26 protein-coding genes are annotated in these 18,050 nt (G+C 40.9%); all 26 read right to left on the bottom strand.

Going from position 1 to position 18,050, the window contains the following annotated elements; all coding sequences use genetic code 11:
- Window positions 1–70: 70 nt before the first annotated feature.
- Window positions 71–346 carry a hypothetical protein gene (locus tag VSQ61_RS08355; protein WP_334343980.1) on the bottom strand — a complete coding sequence of 92 codons (276 nt, stop codon included), beginning with the start codon at window positions 344–346 and terminating at the stop codon, window positions 71–73.
- Window positions 347–358: 12 nt separating this feature from the next.
- The gene (locus VSQ61_RS08350; protein ID WP_334343979.1) at window positions 359–583 is read right to left on the bottom strand and encodes a hypothetical protein; all 225 of its coding nucleotides are present in this window, start codon (window positions 581–583) and stop codon (window positions 359–361) included.
- Window positions 584–613: 30 nt separating this feature from the next.
- Entirely contained in the window at window positions 614–1,300 is a 687-nt protein-coding gene (locus VSQ61_RS08345) for a hypothetical protein (protein WP_334343978.1), read from the bottom strand.
- 28 nt (window positions 1,301–1,328) lie between these two features.
- Window positions 1,329–1,493, bottom strand: a complete 165-nt coding sequence (locus VSQ61_RS08340) for a hypothetical protein (protein ID WP_334343977.1) — start codon at window positions 1,491–1,493, stop codon at window positions 1,329–1,331.
- A gap of 12 nt (window positions 1,494–1,505) precedes the next feature.
- On the bottom strand, window positions 1,506–1,985 hold the full coding sequence (locus tag VSQ61_RS08335; RefSeq protein WP_172471329.1) for a GNAT family N-acetyltransferase: 480 nt from the start codon (window positions 1,983–1,985) through the stop codon (window positions 1,506–1,508).
- 41 nt (window positions 1,986–2,026) lie between these two features.
- Window positions 2,027–2,458, bottom strand: a complete 432-nt coding sequence (locus VSQ61_RS08330) for a YopX family protein (protein ID WP_334343976.1) — start codon at window positions 2,456–2,458, stop codon at window positions 2,027–2,029.
- 2 nt (window positions 2,459–2,460) lie between these two features.
- The gene (locus tag VSQ61_RS08325) at window positions 2,461–4,161 is read right to left on the bottom strand and encodes a DNA cytosine methyltransferase (protein WP_334343975.1); all 1,701 of its coding nucleotides are present in this window, start codon (window positions 4,159–4,161) and stop codon (window positions 2,461–2,463) included.
- Between the two features lie 179 nt (window positions 4,162–4,340).
- Window positions 4,341–4,628 (bottom strand): hypothetical protein, encoded by a 288-nt coding sequence (locus tag VSQ61_RS08320; RefSeq protein ID WP_334343974.1) that lies wholly within the window; start codon window positions 4,626–4,628, stop codon window positions 4,341–4,343.
- Window positions 4,629–4,752: 124 nt separating this feature from the next.
- A complete protein-coding gene (locus VSQ61_RS08315) occupies window positions 4,753–4,908 on the bottom strand; it encodes a hypothetical protein (RefSeq protein ID WP_334343973.1) in 156 nt (51 codons plus the stop codon).
- Between the two features lie 89 nt (window positions 4,909–4,997).
- On the bottom strand, window positions 4,998–5,381 hold the full coding sequence (locus VSQ61_RS08310) for a hypothetical protein (RefSeq protein WP_334343972.1): 384 nt from the start codon (window positions 5,379–5,381) through the stop codon (window positions 4,998–5,000).
- 16 nt (window positions 5,382–5,397) lie between these two features.
- A complete protein-coding gene (locus VSQ61_RS08305) occupies window positions 5,398–5,685 on the bottom strand; it encodes a hypothetical protein (RefSeq protein WP_334343971.1) in 288 nt (95 codons plus the stop codon).
- A gap of 9 nt (window positions 5,686–5,694) precedes the next feature.
- Complete coding sequence (locus VSQ61_RS08300; RefSeq protein ID WP_334343970.1) at window positions 5,695–5,898, bottom strand: hypothetical protein; 204 nt, start codon at window positions 5,896–5,898, stop codon at window positions 5,695–5,697.
- A 62-nt stretch (window positions 5,899–5,960) separates the two neighbouring features.
- Window positions 5,961–6,137 (bottom strand): helix-turn-helix domain-containing protein, encoded by a 177-nt coding sequence (locus VSQ61_RS08295; RefSeq protein WP_334343969.1) that lies wholly within the window; start codon window positions 6,135–6,137, stop codon window positions 5,961–5,963.
- Entirely contained in the window at window positions 6,134–6,649 is a 516-nt protein-coding gene (locus tag VSQ61_RS08290) for a hypothetical protein (RefSeq protein WP_334343968.1), read from the bottom strand. Before VSQ61_RS08290 ends, VSQ61_RS08295 begins: the two co-directional genes overlap by 4 nt.
- A gap of 189 nt (window positions 6,650–6,838) precedes the next feature.
- A complete protein-coding gene (locus VSQ61_RS08285; protein ID WP_334343967.1) occupies window positions 6,839–7,045 on the bottom strand; it encodes a hypothetical protein in 207 nt (68 codons plus the stop codon).
- Between the two features lie 129 nt (window positions 7,046–7,174).
- Complete coding sequence (locus VSQ61_RS08280) at window positions 7,175–7,798, bottom strand: hypothetical protein (RefSeq protein ID WP_334343966.1); 624 nt, start codon at window positions 7,796–7,798, stop codon at window positions 7,175–7,177.
- Window positions 7,799–7,814: 16 nt separating this feature from the next.
- Complete coding sequence (locus tag VSQ61_RS08275; protein ID WP_334343965.1) at window positions 7,815–7,988, bottom strand: hypothetical protein; 174 nt, start codon at window positions 7,986–7,988, stop codon at window positions 7,815–7,817.
- A gap of 25 nt (window positions 7,989–8,013) precedes the next feature.
- Window positions 8,014–8,859 (bottom strand): hypothetical protein, encoded by an 846-nt coding sequence (locus VSQ61_RS08270; protein ID WP_334343964.1) that lies wholly within the window; start codon window positions 8,857–8,859, stop codon window positions 8,014–8,016.
- 62 nt (window positions 8,860–8,921) lie between these two features.
- Window positions 8,922–9,734 (bottom strand): DNA adenine methylase, encoded by an 813-nt coding sequence (locus VSQ61_RS08265; protein ID WP_334343963.1) that lies wholly within the window; start codon window positions 9,732–9,734, stop codon window positions 8,922–8,924.
- Between the two features lie 8 nt (window positions 9,735–9,742).
- The gene (locus VSQ61_RS08260; RefSeq protein WP_334343962.1) at window positions 9,743–9,865 is read right to left on the bottom strand and encodes a hypothetical protein; all 123 of its coding nucleotides are present in this window, start codon (window positions 9,863–9,865) and stop codon (window positions 9,743–9,745) included.
- Complete coding sequence (locus VSQ61_RS08255) at window positions 9,862–10,905, bottom strand: DUF5131 family protein (protein ID WP_334343961.1); 1,044 nt, start codon at window positions 10,903–10,905, stop codon at window positions 9,862–9,864. The genes VSQ61_RS08260 and VSQ61_RS08255 overlap by 4 nt, the downstream gene beginning before the upstream one ends.
- Before the next feature lie 32 nt (window positions 10,906–10,937).
- A complete protein-coding gene (locus VSQ61_RS08250; RefSeq protein ID WP_334343960.1) occupies window positions 10,938–11,804 on the bottom strand; it encodes a phage replisome organizer N-terminal domain-containing protein in 867 nt (288 codons plus the stop codon).
- 55 nt (window positions 11,805–11,859) lie between these two features.
- A complete protein-coding gene (gene sbcD / locus VSQ61_RS08245) occupies window positions 11,860–15,711 on the bottom strand; it encodes an exonuclease subunit SbcD (protein ID WP_334343959.1) in 3,852 nt (1,283 codons plus the stop codon).
- Window positions 15,708–16,136 (bottom strand): hypothetical protein, encoded by a 429-nt coding sequence (locus VSQ61_RS08240; RefSeq protein WP_334343958.1) that lies wholly within the window; start codon window positions 16,134–16,136, stop codon window positions 15,708–15,710. The genes sbcD and VSQ61_RS08240 overlap by 4 nt, the downstream gene beginning before the upstream one ends.
- Entirely contained in the window at window positions 16,133–17,335 is a 1,203-nt protein-coding gene (locus VSQ61_RS08235) for a hypothetical protein (RefSeq protein WP_334343957.1), read from the bottom strand. Before VSQ61_RS08235 ends, VSQ61_RS08240 begins: the two co-directional genes overlap by 4 nt.
- A gap of 148 nt (window positions 17,336–17,483) precedes the next feature.
- The gene (locus VSQ61_RS08230) at window positions 17,484–18,041 is read right to left on the bottom strand and encodes a cell wall hydrolase (RefSeq protein ID WP_334344004.1); all 558 of its coding nucleotides are present in this window, start codon (window positions 18,039–18,041) and stop codon (window positions 17,484–17,486) included.
- Window positions 18,042–18,050 lie beyond the last annotated feature (9 nt).

The raw sequence follows: 18,050 nt of genomic DNA, 5'->3' as shown, positions 1-18,050 counted from the left end.
CTAGATCAAACAGGCTTAGTTGCGCCAGATTTTCCTATTTTCCCAAATTTCAGTTTAGTCGATTTACTAACTAACGCATCAACTCCAAGTGGGAATCTGCCATTGTGCTGATCTGATTAAATAGAGTATGCGCTTTATTAAGACTATCCCGTAGGTTATGTTCAAATCCCACCATCAATTGTTGTATCCGCAAATCACTCTCAATATAACCCACATGAGAATATCCCTCATTAAACAGGTTCTGGATTTCCTCTTTCCCTATTTTTCTTGAATTGTCAATAATTACAATTTGGCTACTATATTCTCCTTCCCTTTTGGGGGCTTTCATAAGGACATATTTGTTCATTTTCTACCTCCGCTAAATCCTAATAATATGCTCTTCTTGTAATACATCGATGAAATCTATTAGGGCACTATACCTATCCTGCAATTTGATTGCCTGATTTAAGTCGCTTCTTATATCTTCTCTATCAGGTTCATCCTCCAACATCTTCCTGGCCTGCTTCTCTTGTTCATATGCCCGATTCCATCGTTTTTGATATATACTCTTCCTTTTAAGCAAAAAATCTGTTATATCTTGCATATTGTCCTTGCCCTCCTAAATCCTAATTTTTTACTGAATCCATGCTTCTTGTGGTAAGAAAGAGAGCATTCTGTCGAAATCTTTTGTCGCCTGTTTGTATGGACAAAATTCTTCTTCATTTGCCTTGGTGTAAAGTTCTTCTATCTCCCTTACCATTTGAAGATAACCGGTATTTTGATCTCTTAAAATATCCATGGCTGACTTTAAATTATCATATCTATTTCTTAGCCCCATGTATGCATGATAAATACGAAAACAAACTCCAGCGACTTCTATTAAAGTATCCTTTTTCAGAGTTTTCAAATATTCCTTACTTTTCCTCACAGCGTATTCATCCCATTCAAGCCCTAAATAATCCTGCTCATATGAATCCCAGCCCAATAGACCTCCGCCCATTCTTCCAGCATCTATCCCCACAAAAAATCTATCAAAACACTCAGGTACATATTGATATTCTAGATCTCGCCCCATATTTTCACATTCCGCACATAAGTCAGAAAACATCATTTTAAATTCAAAAGCTTCATCTTCGTTACCATCAAGAGCATTAATAAGCGTTTCATCATCAATATCCATCCAATAGCTTACATCTGTACATTCATTCATAATTTCATATAAATCTTCACAGATGAACGCAAAATTAATACTTTGTACTATTGGTCTTCTGTATCTAAGTTCTTTTGCTTTCCTGCGCCTTGTTTCCTCTGCATCTATCATTTTTACCACCCTCTTTCTCAGCTAAATCCTAATCTATTTCTTCATCATCTTGAGCATCCGGCCCCTCTCCATACATCTCCGCACAAGCCTTACTATCTGGAAAAAGAAACTCACACGGGCCTTCTGTTATTCCGCATCCGTAACCATGCCATTCATCTGTGTAATATGCTACTGAACATTTTCCTGCTGCCATTTCATACCTCCACTAAATCCTAACAAACTCATATAGATATGTATCGTGGTAATCCCCTTTAAGGTCCCGAAATGCATCCCTAAAAACATGCTTTGTTCCTATATCTTTATGTCGTTCTAAGAATCTATCATATCCCTTCACAGCCGGATTTCCGCTCACTGCTCTAAACTCTACCCGATGCATATCATGTATCAGTTTTTCCAAAAGGTTAAACAATTCTTTTCCCATAATTGGATTTCCTCTGTCAATGCTAAATGCTCCAAAGTTGTAGGCGCAGGAAGAATAATAATCAATTCTGTAATCTATATAGCCTGCCAATTTACCATTTGCACCCAGTACGGCATACTGATAAATTCCATTCTCTCCGCAGTCCTCTATTTGGATGAGATAACTATTTACACAGCCTTGATAAAACATCATATCATCCGAATAAAAATACTCTTTTAAAGCATTTTCAATCGCTTCTTTGTAACATATTGCTGGTTTAAGCATATTCACACCTCCTAAATCCTAATATATGTTTTTTCAAAGTTTCAAATATTCGGGAGCCTATGCTCCCTTAATAATTCCGGATTGTCAAAAATGTTGCCGATAATCTCAAGCGTTCTATACCCGTTTTTCTCACAGTTGTCATATTGCCACAAAGGAAAAGTCAATCCCCTGCTTAATGCATATTCAGTCTTCGAGATTTCAACGCTCCATTGGTGTTTATCGCTCCAAAAGATGCGTACAATATTATCCCCATCTTTGCAAATATCCCCCTCAAAAATCTTCCGGCCGCCCTTGTCGGTCAAGCCCGTGTACTGGCAGACGGTTTTTGGATCTATCAGGAATTCTCCCTCTAATTCCGGCGAATTGATATAGTTTTTATCACTCAAATACCCATAAACCCATCTTCCGTCAAAATGTTTTAGTTCTGGTATCGCATGGATATGCTTCGCTCTAAATAAAATCTCTCTTTCCATCCTTACTTCTCTTCCTCCAACAAATCTAAATCATCAGTCGATATTTTTATATTTCCTGTCCGCTGTGCCACGCACAGTTCCGGAAGATTCTCTTTGACCAGTGCTGCCGGTATCGGTGGACACACGGCATTGCCGCAACGCTTGACCTGCTCAGAGCGAGGATATGATTTTCCAGCATAATCATGGTCAATGATGTAATCATCCGGAAATCCCTGACATCCATACAACTCATGAGGCTCTAGCATCCTAAGTCCGATATCCACTATGGCATAGTCCGTGCCCTTAATTGTTACCAAACCAAAACGGTCATGCGTTGGTATGGTATCCAATGGCTCTTGGATATCCTGACCTATTCCCTGGCCATAGTACTTAATCAAGAATGCCCTTACCTCTCCAAAATGACCTGGAGAGCATGTGATAGTATGTAATGGTTCCCGGATATCCTGGCCCGTCCCACTCTTGTAAAACTTACTCAGAAAGGATACGGCTAGCCCGTAACGATTTGAACCATCCACGGTCATAATCGGATCTTTCATCGTCTGCCCTCTGACCTCCTTACCGGATGTCTCCGAATGATACTGGATTAAAGTTGGTGCCATAAGGAAATTCCGATTTCCAGTAGTGATTGTGGGAAGACCGTTCTTAATATCTCCACCAACATTATTTGCATTGTTGCACATAATGTATGGGGACAGAATAGCTTCTGCTAGACAATGTTCATTTTTACTAACTATTGTAGTCAGCGGCTCTCTTATGTCTTTGCTCCTGTCCTGTGCAAATCCCGTCTGACCAATCATTGTTATATATGGTTGGACTACTCCAAAACCGTTCTTTCCTGTCATGGTCGGCATAGGCTCCTTTAAGTCCTTCAAACGCCTGTCATCCCCTCCACCATGGTTAACCTGAATTAGAAAAGGCTCTATATTCTCCAAAACGAATTTCTGTAACCCTTTGGCAATTCGCCGCATGGTATTTTCCGCAAGCGGCCTCTGTGCACGTATACCATATTTCTCCCAGATTTCCTTCTTGCTGTCAAAAATACTGGGGCAAGGCTTGCTAAAGTCTATCTGGGTATATGCACCTATGTATGGCTTTAACAAACCATCCTTTACCTGTTTACTATCCCTGGGGCCATGTGTTGGTTCCGGCCAGATAATAGGCCGGCTGTCACATCTGGCGATTAAGAAAAACCTCTTACGCATGGTGGGGGCTCCATAGTCAGCCGCTACCAATTCCTGCGTTTGCACCTCGTATCCCAAATCATTGAGCTGCTGAATAAACTTCTGGTATGTATCTCCCTGTTTGGCTTTAATAGGCCTATGTCCCCGATTTAATGGTCCCCATGTTTTAAATTCCTCCACATTCTCCAGCATAATCACTCTGGGCCGAACCAATCCCGCCCAGCGGAGCGCCACCCATGCAAGACCTCGTATATTTTTGTCCTTTGGCTTCCCTCCCTTTGCTTTACTAAAGTGTTTACAATCCGGGCTAAACCACGCAAGAGCCACGGGATGGCCGTTACAAACCTTAACCGGGTCCACATCCCAAACACTCTCACAATAATGCCTTGTATGGGGATGATTAGTCTTGTGCATCCGAATGGCTTCCGGATCATGGTTGATTGCTATGTCCACGCTATATCCGGTTGCTATCTCAATTCCGGTACTGGCACCTCCGCCTCCGGCAAAGTTATCTACTATCAATTCTCCATTAATCATAGTTTTCGGAAGGAGCCAGGATATCCTTTACGCTGGCCAGCGGCTCCGGCCTCCTTTCATTTTTTTCGCCCGCCCATCCCCCTGAGTACACCATACAGCACCTTACCAGGATAACCCTGATAATTGTATATGGCTCCCAGCTCTTCCTGATCCCAAACTAAATTTTATACTGCTTCAATTTCCCTCCATGCCAATATTTCGCTGTTACCCATTTTAGGGTCCCATTTCTTTATACTACGAAATGTGAAGTCCTTATACTCATAAAGTTCCACAACCTTTTTGTTCACTTTCGGATAAAATACTTGACACTCTATTTTCCTCCATCTTTCCGTACCGTTTGTCTTAGGTAGGATAAAATGATTTTTCTGTGGCTCAAGTATTGTCCAATGTTGTTTATCATTATTGCTGTCAAGAATATTTATATAATCAAATATGCTTAACTGTTCATACACCTTCAGTTATCCTTTCCTCTGTTCTTAAATTTCAGTTTAATCTCCCAACAATCCGGACAACCATCACCATATCCACACATGCGAAATAGCACATCTTTTACCTTGGATTGTTTTTCTAAACTGGTCATATCCTCACCTCAATCTGCAAATGCTTTCTGCATGCCATTCCTCTATGGCGTTTTCCAATCACTTGGAAATCCCATTTTATTATCATGTAATCTGCAGCTCTGTTTGCACTGAAAAACACAATATCTGCAAGATTCTTTATTTTCATCATCATCAAATTCCTGTTGCTCGCAATATCTTTTTATCTGTTTTGCAACATGTAATGGTATTTTAAAGTCCATAATTTCCCCTATCCTTTCCCCGTCATTCTCTCATTTCTTTCAATGCGGCTTTGGCCGCTTCTTTGGTGAGAAAAACACGTTTCCCAAAATGTTTAATCTGTGCAACAATCCAATCAAGATTATAGACTTTCTTCGGTTCTATATAATATTCCTCTCTGCTGTCACATTTAGCCGGACAACCTTCGCAATTATGCGCACTGAACCTTTGACCATATTCGATACATTTTGTGTATTTGTTGTAAATGCAATATACTGTATCCCCCACCGCACAAGGAAGTTTCAGCAACCTCCCTTGTTCCTCTAAGTCCTCTAACTGACCAAGTTTATCTATGCATTCCCAAACACGCACATCTCTATTTGCCTTATACCCTGCCTGGTATCTTGCTTTATAAGTTAATCTTTTCATACCGTCCCCCTAAATCCTAAAATTCATATTCGAATCCAGTCCTGCACTCTTCTACATCTCCATTCATCATTAGCTTTAATTTTTCCAGTCTCTCAATCAGTACATCAATGCTTTCGGTTTTTGTAAAAGTGATCAGTGTATCTGATTCACTTTTTTCAAAATCTTTTGCCGGAGAATATTCGCCTATTACTCTATTGCCTTTATTCTGCAATACAAGACATCCTTTAGTTAAATCTTCCTTTACAAGCGGAGTTATAAGTATATCTCCTGTCCCAAACTCTACTTTTGATTTTCCTTTAATCATAAAAACCTCCTAAATCCTAACAAAGTTTTCTTTCAAATCATCAAATGTTATTTCAAGCCATCCGAAATCAGAGACATTATCCAAAGATTCCAGATGCACATCACCGCCGATAATGCTCACATCATCATCCCTCTCCCAAATACTCCCAACCTTTACAAATCCACATTCGTTTGGTATTTCAAAACCATCTTCATCACATTTCGACAAACACATTTATATTTCAAATCAACTACCTCCTAAACCCTAATTTTTAATAATAAAAAACTACCAACCAACTATTGGCTAGTAGTCTCTTTTATACTATTCAGTTTTTCAATTATCAGCTTTTCAGCCCACTCTGGCGGCTTTCGCCTTCCGGAATCCCAGCTTTTTACAACGTCTATTGGAATCTCAAACAGGGCTGAAAATTGTTTCTGTGTTAAGCCGACCGATTTTCTAACATCTTTAATCATTTTTTCTTCTTCCTTGTTATTTTTTTCCATTGTTCTGGATGCTCTGAAGCATACCATTCTAAAAAATCTCCGTAAAGCTCTTTTTCGGCTGCTTTTCGCAAAGAAATGACATATTTAAAATCCGGAGATGAACCAAGATAATATCGCTTGCCTTTAAAAGTAATATACGCTTTCCAGAGATTAACAGACCTATCCCATGATACACCTTTACACCCGCTTGTATTATCACATCTAGGCTCGTCTGAAACAATATTAATTATATCGGACCCATCAACATAAAAATTTTCCCTGATTCCAGATGCTTTTTTAATTGTCTCTTTATGCACAGCTGCCGCAAGACATCCGCAACTTTTAGTAGATCCGTTTTTAAGATTTGCACTAGATACATAACAAATGTTTCCACAATCACATTTGCATTTATAAATATAGGAGTTTCCGCTTTTTTGCTCTGTGCGCTCAATTGCCTCCAACTGTCCAAACCGTGTGCCGTTTTTGATAACTTTTAAATTCACGTATTTTTTTATGCATCCGCAGGAGGCGGTAGTGCCACAGGTTAAATGATTCCGCAAAACAGATATTGTATTACCACAATCACATTAACAGATCCATTTACTGCGCCCTTTAGGGGCTGTTTCATCTCTTTTTAAAACTTTCAGTTTTCCAAATGTCTGTCCAGATAAATCCCTTACGCTGTTCATATTTTACATCACCGGATTAGCCTGTGCTGGCTGCCAATCCTCTTCGCCATATTTTTCAGCATGAGCCTTTGCATAAGCATCAAAAAATTCTTGATTTGTGCAGGGAGCCAATGTCATATGAAGCACTTCTCTAATTTCATCATCCATCATCATAACTGCCACTTCGTAATCAATCTCAACACCATATTCGTTAATTACCATTTCTTTCATTTTGTTTCCCTCCTGTGATTTATCTTATAATGTTATTATAGTGTACATTGTACACTTTGTCAAGAGGAAAATCAAAATTATTACTAGCCAATATTTAGTTGTCAAGGTACATTATACTTCCGCTAAATCCTAAGTTGCACCTTTACTGCACCTATAACTGCATCTTCTTGTGCAGCCAATGCAACACTGCTCTTTACATAATTCAATATTCTCTCCCAATGCAGCAGCATCTAAAATTTGATTCTTTATCGCACTCATATGCTCACATCCAGAATCCGTCATAAAATGGCATTCATATGCTTTTTCAACATTTCTGCCCCCATATCTATCTATACATGCTGCACAGCCTATTGCATGTTTTAAAGCGCAAATTATATATCCATCCTGGAATACTTGAATAGGGCAATCCATGCATTCTTCTACGGAGCAACCGGTATACTTTACAAATTTCTCGCAGTAAAACGCCGGATAGAAAGAACCTCCACGGCACCAATGTGCCTGTTCCCCTGGCTGGTCCCAGTTACTCCATGCCGTTCTTGGGGCTTCATTGGGATGAGCTCTATCATAGGGTTCTTCCACTGCTCGAATTTTGTCATAACAGCCTCCATATGGACATCTACCGCTCCAACGATAGAGACATTTTTCGCAAATGCATTGTTCGCAAGAGTTTGACGCATGTTGCCTTTCTTTTGTATAGCCAAATATATCTATCTGACCTTTAATCTGTTTTTTCTTTTTATCATGCCTTATCATCCTTAAATCCTAATTCCTAATCCTCAAACTCCATATCGGTATTCCCCAATATCTCCAATGCCTGCTCTTCTGTCGCAAGACATCCATTCAGCTTTTCAACCTCAAAAATCATAGTCCTCTGGATTATCCTATTTTCGTATTTGCAAATAATATCTTTGACTGCTTCGGCGCTGACCAATCTTAGGTTCATGTTATCCTCCTAAATCATGTCCAAGTTAAAATCCATTCCAAATCTGCTGCTCTTTATAATAAAATGTCTCCCTATCTCTGCATTCAAGTTCCGTCAAGTCTTTGATTCTCTTTCGGCTCCGGCTGATGTACACTTTGCTATTTGGTACTCCAATTCTGGAATTAGGTATCCCATTTTCTAACATTTCATCAAATTCCAACACCGTCTGATAATCAGCCTTACAACTCTGCTTACATTCGTGAAAAAAATAATTTGTATGAAATGGACAGAATAAGCAGGCACTTCCACGTGTCTCCATTCCCCAGCGTTCTTTCACATAGGCGTAGTTATCAGCCCTAACCAACCCCATTTCCACCATAGGGAATTTGTTCACAAACAATTTATGTTTGCTATCAAATATGCGTTGCTGCTCCTCTGACGTAAATCCTATATGCATTTCATGGGATTGTATGTCCTCTGGTCTTGTCCTCTCGCCTTTTCTGTATCCCAACAGATTCCATCTCACAAAATTCTGCATCTGAATTATCTTGTAATCAATCGTGCAATGTCTCGTCATCTTTCCCTTCTTGCCGTTTTCATCAATGCTCCAAAAAGGAATTGTCACCACTCGGCTTCTTCCATAATTTTTCATATAATCTTCCTTCAGATTCTTTCCCCGAAGTATGTAAAATGGGATTCCAACTTTTGTGCATTCTTTTTGTAAAAAATCTACCTGTCGGTATACCCACTCCCTTTCCCCGCCTAAATCACAAAACAAAACTGCATCATAAATCGGGACGAGAGGAAATTTCCCTGGATTTAACACATTATCACAGCTCATTAATGCTAATGCCGTACTTTGCTGTCCAGCTCCACATGATAATATTTTCATTTTTTCAGAGCCTGCTATAGCGTTACCCCGGCCGGAGGCGGCTCCTTTCTCTTATCCTCTTTCTAATTAAAAGTGGATGCCAAATCTAGCACATCAAATAATTCTATCTGCTTCTGTGGCTCAAAATTCATCCACAATACTTCTCGCTTTTTGCTGCATACCTGTGAGCAGCAGGTTGTTTCCTCCCGATGCCAGTTCTGCAGGCGGTCATTATATAACTTATTGTCATAGCCAGATATCAGCAATGGTCCCTTGTGTGCTAGAGCTACATCCAGTAACTCAACCTGACCTTTATCGTCTAACTCACATCTGTATTGTTTACCATGCCTGGTACTGAGCACATAAGGCGGATCTAAGTAAATAAGTACGTTGGGAAAATTAAACCTCTCAATCAACTCCACAGCAGGCCGACATTCTATCTGGACACCTCTAAGCCGCTTGGTAGCCTGCATAATCCTTTCTGGCAATTCGCACCAATATTGCGCAGCATAGGCACGTTCACGCCCCTGTACATCATTCTTCCAGCCAACCTTTTCTCCATTTGTTCTATACCCATGCCCCATTTCCAATCGTATGTAAAAATTAACGGCTTTTCCAAGGCTGTCCTCTGGTACCAGAGTAAAAGCATCCTCATACACCTGCCGGGAATAGGGCGTATAATAAATCTCATGTGCCAGGCGTTCCGGATCCCTCTTAATCCACTCAAATAGGTTTATAACATTCCCATCTAAGTCATTGACTGTCTCAATATGGCTCCGTGGCTTATTAAAGAGGATAGCTCCGCTACCGAAGAATGGCTCCAAATAGCTGTGATGTTCTGGGAAGAAATCTATGATCCATTTTGCAATGCTCCATTTACTGCCAGGATATTTCATTATTGCCCTCATGCCATTTTTACCAGACTAAGATAATTTCCATCCAACTCAAATCTGACAGGGCATCTTTCCCCCATACACTTAGTCGCCCTTGCCATGGCATACAACAGTTCTGTCTTCTGTATCATCATACCTCAGTTCCTTTCATTCTTTCCAACTCTGGAATTTGCAGTTCTAGATCATTACAAAACTTTCTAAAGCAACCTTTGCACATAAAGCCAAATTGTTTTGCCTGCTCCCCACGCATAGATCTTGCCATTAGGGTAATCATATCGTTTTTTCGCATTCGAGATTTGCAATTCGCACATAGAGCAAAAAGCCTGGCCTCCATCTTTGGACTTATCCCTGACTGCTGTAATTGTTTGGGAAATTCCTTACGCATATTTTCTTCGCCAACAATCGGAATAAGGCTGTTTTTTATAAATACAGGGACATTTACCTCTCCACATAATCTCACAATATCTTCTACCCATTCTTTTTTAGGGACAACTTTATTTTTTCTATGCCCTGTTTCTGCGCCAATGATTACCCAGTCTGTAAAATTTGCAATTATTATTTCCAGAGCACCTGAGAGTTCTTCTAGAAGTGGCTCTATACTCAAAAAAGCATGTGCATCCGACGGCATATCTTGCATTGCTGCTTCCGCTGTATATGCCTGCTCAGCGTTTGTAACCGTCACTCCATACCACATATTTTGAGCTTCTGGGAGCAAGTCTTTCAGGCACAGTTCTACATATCTGTCTGGATTTTTTGTCAGGAACAGGTAGTTATGTATGGGATGTGTCTGGCATATATCCAGAACCCACTTGATCCATTCATCTGGTACCCACGTTCCCCATATATCTGCCATAGCTCCAACAAAAATGTTATTTCCCATTTTCAACTTGTCCAGCATATTCTGGCGGTATCTGTGAAATGTAGGCTCGAATCCAAATGGATATACCAAAGGATTTCCAGTTTCATTCAGCATAGGAGCGTCTAAAACATATAGCTTTCTCTTACTATCAGCCGCTGGAACCATGAAATAATCCTTTTTTGCCATCTTATTCAATCTTACGTCCCCAGCAAACCTAGTTGACATTTTTCTGGCATAACAGTATTCACAATTATGCCAGCATCCCGTTATCGGATTCCAGGTATGATCACACCACTCAATTTTTGACCGATTCACAACCATACCTCCTTTCTCACAAATTCTATACTTTACATGTTTATAAATTTTTCCATTTCTTCTGGAGCATATTTTCTCTCTTTAAAATTGTGAAACTGGCTTTTTTTCTGGGCCTTGTAATCAATAGCCCTGTTTCCTCCCTTGTCCTGCTCTCTCGCTAGCCAGGAGTTTACAAATCTTTTTATGCCCTTTTTTGTCTTTCGTTTTTGTGGATTCGACAAGCACCAGCATCGCATTTCGTTGAACTGTTGCTTTACATCCACTTTTGGGTAAAGTCTTACGTATTCTGCGAATAATGCTTCTGTTGGCCGCCACTCAGTTCCATCATTGAGCAGAAGGGCTTCTACATCTGCCTCCGGTTCAGAGGTCTGCTTGTCAGAGCTCTGAGCAAGAATATTTTTATTCTCTTTATCTCTAATATCTAATCTCTGATCTCTAATCTCTGGTATACTTTTGTCGGACATTTGACCGTCATTTGTCGTGACATTTGTCACATTTCTATATTCCGATATCCTTAATTTTTCAGTATCTATCATATTTCGGTAAGCTCTCCGACGATCAGCTTCGCTAGAGCTCTGACCTATAAAATTCTGAATATCCAACATATAAATTGCTCCATTATCCAGAATCTCTATGAAGCCCATCTGCTCCAATATATCCATTGCTTTCTCCACCGTTCCGATCTGATGGTGTGTAATGGTAGCTATCATTTCTGGTGTATAGGGAACAATGCCCCTATACATCAGACGTCCCTCCTGCCGAAGACTTTGTAAATACAATTTTAAAAGTATATCACTGTACAAATATCCATCTTTCATCCCCTGCAACAGTTTCATGTCCTCTGAATCAAAAAAACCTTCTTTCAATTTGAGGTAATAATATTTCTTATTATCTGCCACACAAAGCTCCTCCCTTTTCCAGCATTCTGTCTTTCCAGTACAATTTATTTTTCCATTAATCCCACGTTACATGGCTTCCATATTCATCTTTTATTACCGTTATGCTTTGTGGGAATCTGGCCTTCATGGTAGGATCATGTGTGATTGCCATAATCTTTATGTTCCTGTACCTGCCTTGAATAGTTTCAAGTGCATCACAATATGCTTGTATTCCATCACTATCCAAGAATGGGGGTTCATCAATAAAAAGCATTCCAAGCTGTATCCCAGCAGATGACGATTTAGTTTCAGCAAGCGCAAGGATAACTGACAGGGAGGATTTCACCTTTTCTCCCCCTGACTTTGACAAATAAGGCAGTGCCGGCTTTCCGGATTCCTCAATGAAAATATCCAAAGAAGTTTTTTCCTTTCCATTTTTCTGTAGCTGTTCTAGGCGGAACTCCACACCCATTTTGCCCCCAGTCATCTGTCCTAAAATAGTATTGGAGGCCACTGTAAGCCGAGGAATAATAGAACGGATAATCTGATGGGGAACACCGCTTTGGCTGAAAGCCATTTTCAAAGCCTCATAATCCGCTGTTTCCTTTGCATAATTAACCTGCTTTTCCTGTTTGGCAGCTATTATTTTTTTCAATTTAGAAACTTGATCTGATTTCTGCTGTAAAGCACCTATTTTCATTTGCTTTTCCCTGATCAAAGCATTCATAGCATCCACCTCAGCATCCATTTCAGCAACAATGCTAGTAAGTTCATCCATGCCATTCATGAGCAGAATTTCTTTGTCTGCCTCCGCCTGCTTTTCACCAATTTCGGCAGCAATGCTAGTTAACTCTTCATCCAGTTCCAGAACTCGGCTCATAGCTGTGGTTTTTCTTTCCTCTGCCACAGGAAGCTGCTTTTCCTTTTCAAGCCATGGGGAAAGCAATGTAATCTGACTGAGTGTATCAGTATGCTTTGCAAATGCTTTGGCATACTGGTCACGCTCCTGCTCCACCTCTGTGCTCTTTAATTTGACCTCTGCAAGCCTTTTTTCTGCTTCGGATATATTTGACTGCAAATGCTTCAAATCAGCCTCTAGCAAAGCAGCCTTGCCTTCTCGCTGCTTGATAGCTTCAAATTTCGCAACATAGGGCTTCAGTTCTGCAATCTTCTTTGATAATACCGCCACTTTTTCCGCATCAAAGGCCATGCTTGACAGTTCTTTTTCCAGCTCTGCAATCTGTTTCCTAAGCGGCGCCTCCTGATTTTCACAGGATTTTTTCAGTTCCGCATATTGCCTGGAATAATCCCCAAGTGCATCTTTTGCAGAAATCGCATCCGCAAGGAAACCACATTTTGCGTTAGATATATCCACACATTCCACGTTTGAGAGAAGTTCCGCTTTCTTTTTCAGCCCATCCTCGCTAAACTGCAGACGTTTTACATCTGAATCATACTTTAATAATATCTGCTGTAAGCTGTATCTTGCCTGCGTCAGATTCTGGTTCACGGCGTTATATGCCCTTTCCTGCTCGTATGCCTCATCCAAAAGTTTCTTTTGCTGCTCATATTCTGCGGCTTTCTCCTTGATGACCGCATCCTGATCTGTAGGCTGTGTCCATGACAGTTCATTCTCCTTTTGCTTTACACTTGCCTTATATGTATCAATAGTCTCCTGTTCCGCTACTGCCTGTACCACAAGTTCCTCAGCTTCACGCTTCTTTGCGGAGTATAAAGCAGATTCCCTGGTCAACTGCCTTTCACGCTCCATAAGGGCCTTATGCTCTGCCACCTTTGCCTCAATCTCCAAACGCTCGTCAAGAATAACCGAACAGCTTTCTATAATTTCCTGCTGAGTAGCTCTATTTTGCTCTGTAATGTCCTTTTTGGATTTCAGCATTGTAATAGCTGCCAATAGCTTTGTGTGCCTTTCTGCGGCCTCCCGCTGGTTCGCAAGGAGCAGTTTGTTCTTATCACGCTCAGCAGTTTTCTCCTTCAAGCTGCTTTCGTATCCTGCAAGTTCGGTCTGGCAGATGCTCAATTCTTCATCAGGATTGCCGAAGCCAGATATGGTACTACGGTGAATCTCCACCTCCTGTTTTAATTCACGGTTCTTTGCCCCATACACCTTTGCCTTGTCCAGAGCAATCCTTTCCATAAGCTGGTAAACCTCCAGGCCAAGCAACGTTCCAAGGACTTCCACTCTTTCTTCCGGTTTTGCTTGTAAGAAGAGACCATATTGATCCTGCATAATCAATGCACAAGACTTAAATGTAAAGCTGTCCATGCCGATTAAATTCAATATTTCCTGCTGGGTATCATTATGTCGTTCTTTTGAACGGTCTTCCCAAGCATCCCCAACATATTCTGCCAGGTTCAATGTTCCCTTTCCGGAACGAGCTCTTGTCCTTGTTACCCTGTACTTTTTCTCACCAATACGGAAAGTAAACATGATGGAGCCAGAGCGTACCGCTTCATCATTGCGCAGCCATGGAGCCCTCCCGGTTCCGTCCTTAATAACCCCTTCCCGTGGCTGTTCATACAGGCAGTCAATAATGGCATCCATAAATAAGCTGCTCTTTCCTGCCCCATTCTGTCCATTGATTGTGCAGAAGGTAATGTTTTCAAAGCTAAATGTTTCATCCTCATAGTTGCGGTAATTCTTGACTGAAATTTCCATCGGTTCAAAAATACCGGTATTGGCCGCTGCTGGCATATTTGCTTCTGCCTCTGTGATAATAGTTCTTGCTTTCAATACTAACTCCTGCACTTTATCCTGCGGGACCTGTTTTTCTTCAAAATATTTAATAAGATTGGATTCTGGATCGGTTGCAATTGTAAGCTCTGTCCGGTTTACAAATTCATCAATCTTATCGGGCAGAATCTCCCATACCATGAAAGCCCCATCATCAAGCAGCGTCTTTTCTACCAGTGCTTTATTTAATGCCTTACTGTTCTCTGCAGAGCAGCTATACCGGATTCTGACAATCTTATCCTGCACTGCGCCGTTATAACGCCAGTAATTAAATGCCACTTCATCAATGCTTCCAAGATTAATTGCTGTAATATCCGTATCTGTAAAATAAAATGTAATATGTTCTCTAGTGGGAAGCTTATGGAAAACGCTGTCCCATCCACTAAATGGCATATCTGTATGTATCCAGAATCCCCGTTCTTGTCCTTCATCATTAAAATTTATCTGGGAAACCGCCCCTGAATAGTACCAATCGTTTGTTGTCACTCTCTGCGGTCTGTGAATATGTCCCAGAGCCACAAGATCATACTCAGCTGCCAGCAAAACCTCCTGTGTTAGAGCCGTCTCAAATTGTGTCAGCAGCATTGTCTGACCGCTTTCCGTGTTACAGCCTGGGACAGTGTAATGAGCCATTAATATACTCTTTTTGTCCGACCTGCACTGTGCCTTCAAACCAAGAACAAGATTAGAAAGCTCCTGTGTAAATACCTCATTTTCTTTCTCACTGGAAAGCCCCGGGAACTTAGCCCTGTAAATTCCCTTGTCAAATCCCGGTAAGACTGCTACATCAACATCATCAAACTGCAGAACTTGCGGCATTGTAATAACATGAACATTGGGAGAATCCGCAAACATTTCTCCCAGTACGTTAAACTGGCCGCTCCCATCATGATTAGGAGTACCACGCATAACAATTACTTGCTTTGATACTGCTTCCAGCTCCCGGATGTAATGAATAGCCGTAACAATTTCTTCACAGCATCTGTCCGACCAAATCTTGCCGACATCAAATATATCCCCAGAGATAAGAGCATAATCCGGTTTTTCCTCCTTTGCCACCCTTACTAATTCATCCAAACAATGTTTTGTATCTTCTGTACGGAGATTTACTCCATCTTTTACCGGACTTCTAAATGACCCCAAATGCCAATCCGATGTATGTAATATTCTCATTTAACATCCCTCGCTTTCTTTGTCAATTCTTCTAATTTAGGGTAAAGGAGTGCAAACTGAGCATCTGATATTCCGCAGAAATCAATTCCATTTCTTTCCCACACTTCGCCAACTATCAGGATATTCCCCACAATCGCACAGCCATGCTTATCTGTTTCATATAGATAACTTCCGGCCATATTAATTTCCAGATTGTGATAAAGCCCCTCTTCATCAACCAGCATGCTTACGTAGCTTCCCTTTTCTTTTCCAACTTTGTTTGAAGCCCCGAGATTCTTATATAGCCTGTTTGGCATAACATGCTCGTATAATTCACAGCGTGGTCCAATCAGCTCCCGCAATACTTTATTCTGTACATGATGACTGCCCTCCGGAAAATCATGTACGGAAATTTCATTCTCTGTAGTGATTCTGATTATCTTCATTTTCCTGCCCCCTTCTGACACTTCATGCAAAGTGGTCTGCCAAACTTATTAAGAGAATACTTATATACTCTTTCATTGACCACTGCCCCACATTCGGCACAAACATAGTCTGCACCCTCTTCTTTTGCAATAGCCTTTTGGCAGTCATAGCATAACGGACGTCCGAATTTGTCATACGAATAGTCCCAAACTTTCTCCGGAATCACCTTGCCGCACTTATCACAATAGAAGTCATTTGAGCGATCTTCATGCTCCTGCTCCTGAACGGGAGGCTGTTGTTGTTCTAGTATCTGGCCCCCCTGGGGCCGCCCTGTTTCGTATACATCTGCAGGAACATCCACTTCATCATCTACCGAAGGAATAGAAATTGTCTGTACCACTGGCTGGACATTTCCAAATAAATTTCCCACACTCTGCATTGCCTGTTGCAATAACATCTGCTTAACTATTGGATCATTATAATCTGGAGAGAAAGAAGTTCTTGCTATTGCGAAAGGCTTTTTCAGTTCATCAATCGTATATGTACCTTTAATGCCCAAAAGATCCCTAATAACCCTAAGGATAGCTCCTGTAGCAGCTTTCTGTGGAGCATTGGCCCGTAACTGTGTCATAGCTTCAAGCAAGCTGTTCTCTATATACTTTCCTCTTTCCTGCTCGGAAACCTTATATAATTTGACAGCGTAACCTTTCTCATTTGTTCGACCAGTATCCACCCATGCCCCTGCATATTTTTTGGAAGCATCTGTAGCCGCTTTATAATCAGCGATTCCTCTTTCCGCCTTTTCTTCATAGGCTATTCGATACTTCTTTTCCTCTGTATCCAAATCAATTACTTTGAAATTGTTACTGGTCCTTACAGTTCCATCCGGAAGCCGTATTGCCCCAAATGCACTTGCTTTCCAAGTGTTTTCATCAATCTTTGACACATCGCCAGATCCAGGAGCAAACTGAATCCCAGCCTCTGTAGCCATCTTGTGCAGAAATGGTTTAGTCAAGGAATATAAATCTTCCCACCGATTATTGCCAAGGAATCGGGAGCCTACTTTAAAAATCTGTGACGCCCTTTCATCCGTCTCCACATAAAGTAAGGTCACACTCATTTTGTAAAAGGGATTGATCTGTTGAGTTTCCACAAACGGAATTGCAAGATTGTAGTTATTCCTCTGATCGAGGACATTCTGAATTGTTAAATTACTCATTTTTTACCTCCATATTGTATTTTTACTTGATTTGTAAAGCAGAAACTGATACAATATGGTTGTCTGTAGGGCGCTTTGGCTTTTGCCGAGTGCTCTTTTTCCATATTGTTATAATTCCTGCCTAGATTCATTGTTAATTGCTCACCCCCTATCCACAAAAATAATGATTTCCCTCCTGAAACAATCGTGTGCCATATTTCGGCCAATCGCCGGCCGTGAAGTACAGAACCTCGTGGTTTGTTTGTTCCATAAGTTCTTCAACAATTAGTCGATATATCTCCCATGTCGGCTCCACACGCTCTATTCGCCCATCACTATATGATGTAAATGCATTGGGAGCAGAAATCACGTCTATGACATTATCAGGGAAATCCGGATGTCCCACCCGATTCAAAATCGCATCTATCACTAAACGTTTCCCCAATTCGCTCTCCCCCTCTGCCTCCGCCATGACACATAAAGCAAGAAGATCCATGCTATCCCAATATTGTTCCGCCTCCAGTTCTTCCAGTGTCATAACATACTCTTGAGCCATATCCATTGTAGGTACCCATTCTTCCGCTTTTTCTTCTATATATGTATCTATCACTCTGACTTGAGGTATTGAACATTCTTGGTTTTCTATTCTGCTAAGAATAATCACACTCAAAACAACATATATTGCCATTAAAAGAAGCACCCGCAAAAACAAATCAACTGCATTCATCTTTTTCAC

It is taken from the genome of Candidatus Merdisoma sp. JLR.KK006, from assembly GCF_036941035.1.
Lineage (GTDB): Bacteria > Bacillota > Clostridia > Lachnospirales > Lachnospiraceae > Laedolimicola.
Note: the sequence above shows the minus strand (reverse complement) of the source record. Positions and strands in the feature narration are given on the sequence as shown.

Bases quoted from the DNA above. Each gene is read 5' to 3' on its own strand.
- VSQ61_RS08355 (WP_334343980.1), bottom strand. From the start codon at position 346: ATGAACAAATATGTCCTTATGAAAGCCCCCAAAAGGGAAGGAGAATAT.
- VSQ61_RS08350 (WP_334343979.1), bottom strand. From the start codon at position 583: ATGCAAGATATAACAGATTTTTTGCTTAAAAGGAAGAGTATATATCAA.
- VSQ61_RS08345 (WP_334343978.1), bottom strand. From the start codon at position 1,300: ATGATAGATGCAGAGGAAACAAGGCGCAGGAAAGCAAAAGAACTTAGA.
- VSQ61_RS08340 (WP_334343977.1), bottom strand. From the start codon at position 1,493: ATGGCAGCAGGAAAATGTTCAGTAGCATATTACACAGATGAATGGCAT.
- VSQ61_RS08335 (WP_172471329.1), bottom strand. From the start codon at position 1,985: ATGCTTAAACCAGCAATATGTTACAAAGAAGCGATTGAAAATGCTTTA.
- VSQ61_RS08330 (WP_334343976.1), bottom strand. From the start codon at position 2,458: ATGGAAAGAGAGATTTTATTTAGAGCGAAGCATATCCATGCGATACCA.
- VSQ61_RS08315 (WP_334343973.1), bottom strand. From the start codon at position 4,908: ATGATGATGAAAATAAAGAATCTTGCAGATATTGTGTTTTTCAGTGCA.
- VSQ61_RS08310 (WP_334343972.1), bottom strand. From the start codon at position 5,381: ATGAAAAGATTAACTTATAAAGCAAGATACCAGGCAGGGTATAAGGCA.
- VSQ61_RS08305 (WP_334343971.1), bottom strand. From the start codon at position 5,685: ATGATTAAAGGAAAATCAAAAGTAGAGTTTGGGACAGGAGATATACTT.
- VSQ61_RS08300 (WP_334343970.1), bottom strand. From the start codon at position 5,898: ATGTGTTTGTCGAAATGTGATGAAGATGGTTTTGAAATACCAAACGAA.
- VSQ61_RS08295 (WP_334343969.1), bottom strand. From the start codon at position 6,137: ATGATTAAAGATGTTAGAAAATCGGTCGGCTTAACACAGAAACAATTT.
- VSQ61_RS08285 (WP_334343967.1), bottom strand. From the start codon at position 7,045: ATGAAAGAAATGGTAATTAACGAATATGGTGTTGAGATTGATTACGAA.
- VSQ61_RS08280 (WP_334343966.1), bottom strand. From the start codon at position 7,798: ATGATAAGGCATGATAAAAAGAAAAAACAGATTAAAGGTCAGATAGAT.
- VSQ61_RS08275 (WP_334343965.1), bottom strand. From the start codon at position 7,988: ATGAACCTAAGATTGGTCAGCGCCGAAGCAGTCAAAGATATTATTTGC.
- VSQ61_RS08270 (WP_334343964.1), bottom strand. From the start codon at position 8,859: ATGAAAATATTATCATGTGGAGCTGGACAGCAAAGTACGGCATTAGCA.
- VSQ61_RS08265 (WP_334343963.1), bottom strand. From the start codon at position 9,734: ATGAAATATCCTGGCAGTAAATGGAGCATTGCAAAATGGATCATAGAT.
- VSQ61_RS08260 (WP_334343962.1), bottom strand. From the start codon at position 9,865: ATGATGATACAGAAGACAGAACTGTTGTATGCCATGGCAAGGGCGACT.
- sbcD (WP_334343959.1), bottom strand. From the start codon at position 15,711: ATGAGAATATTACATACATCGGATTGGCATTTGGGGTCATTTAGAAGT.
- VSQ61_RS08240 (WP_334343958.1), bottom strand. From the start codon at position 16,136: ATGAAGATAATCAGAATCACTACAGAGAATGAAATTTCCGTACATGAT.
- VSQ61_RS08235 (WP_334343957.1), bottom strand. From the start codon at position 17,335: ATGAGTAATTTAACAATTCAGAATGTCCTCGATCAGAGGAATAACTAC.
- VSQ61_RS08230 (WP_334344004.1), bottom strand. From the start codon at position 18,041: ATGAATGCAGTTGATTTGTTTTTGCGGGTGCTTCTTTTAATGGCAATA.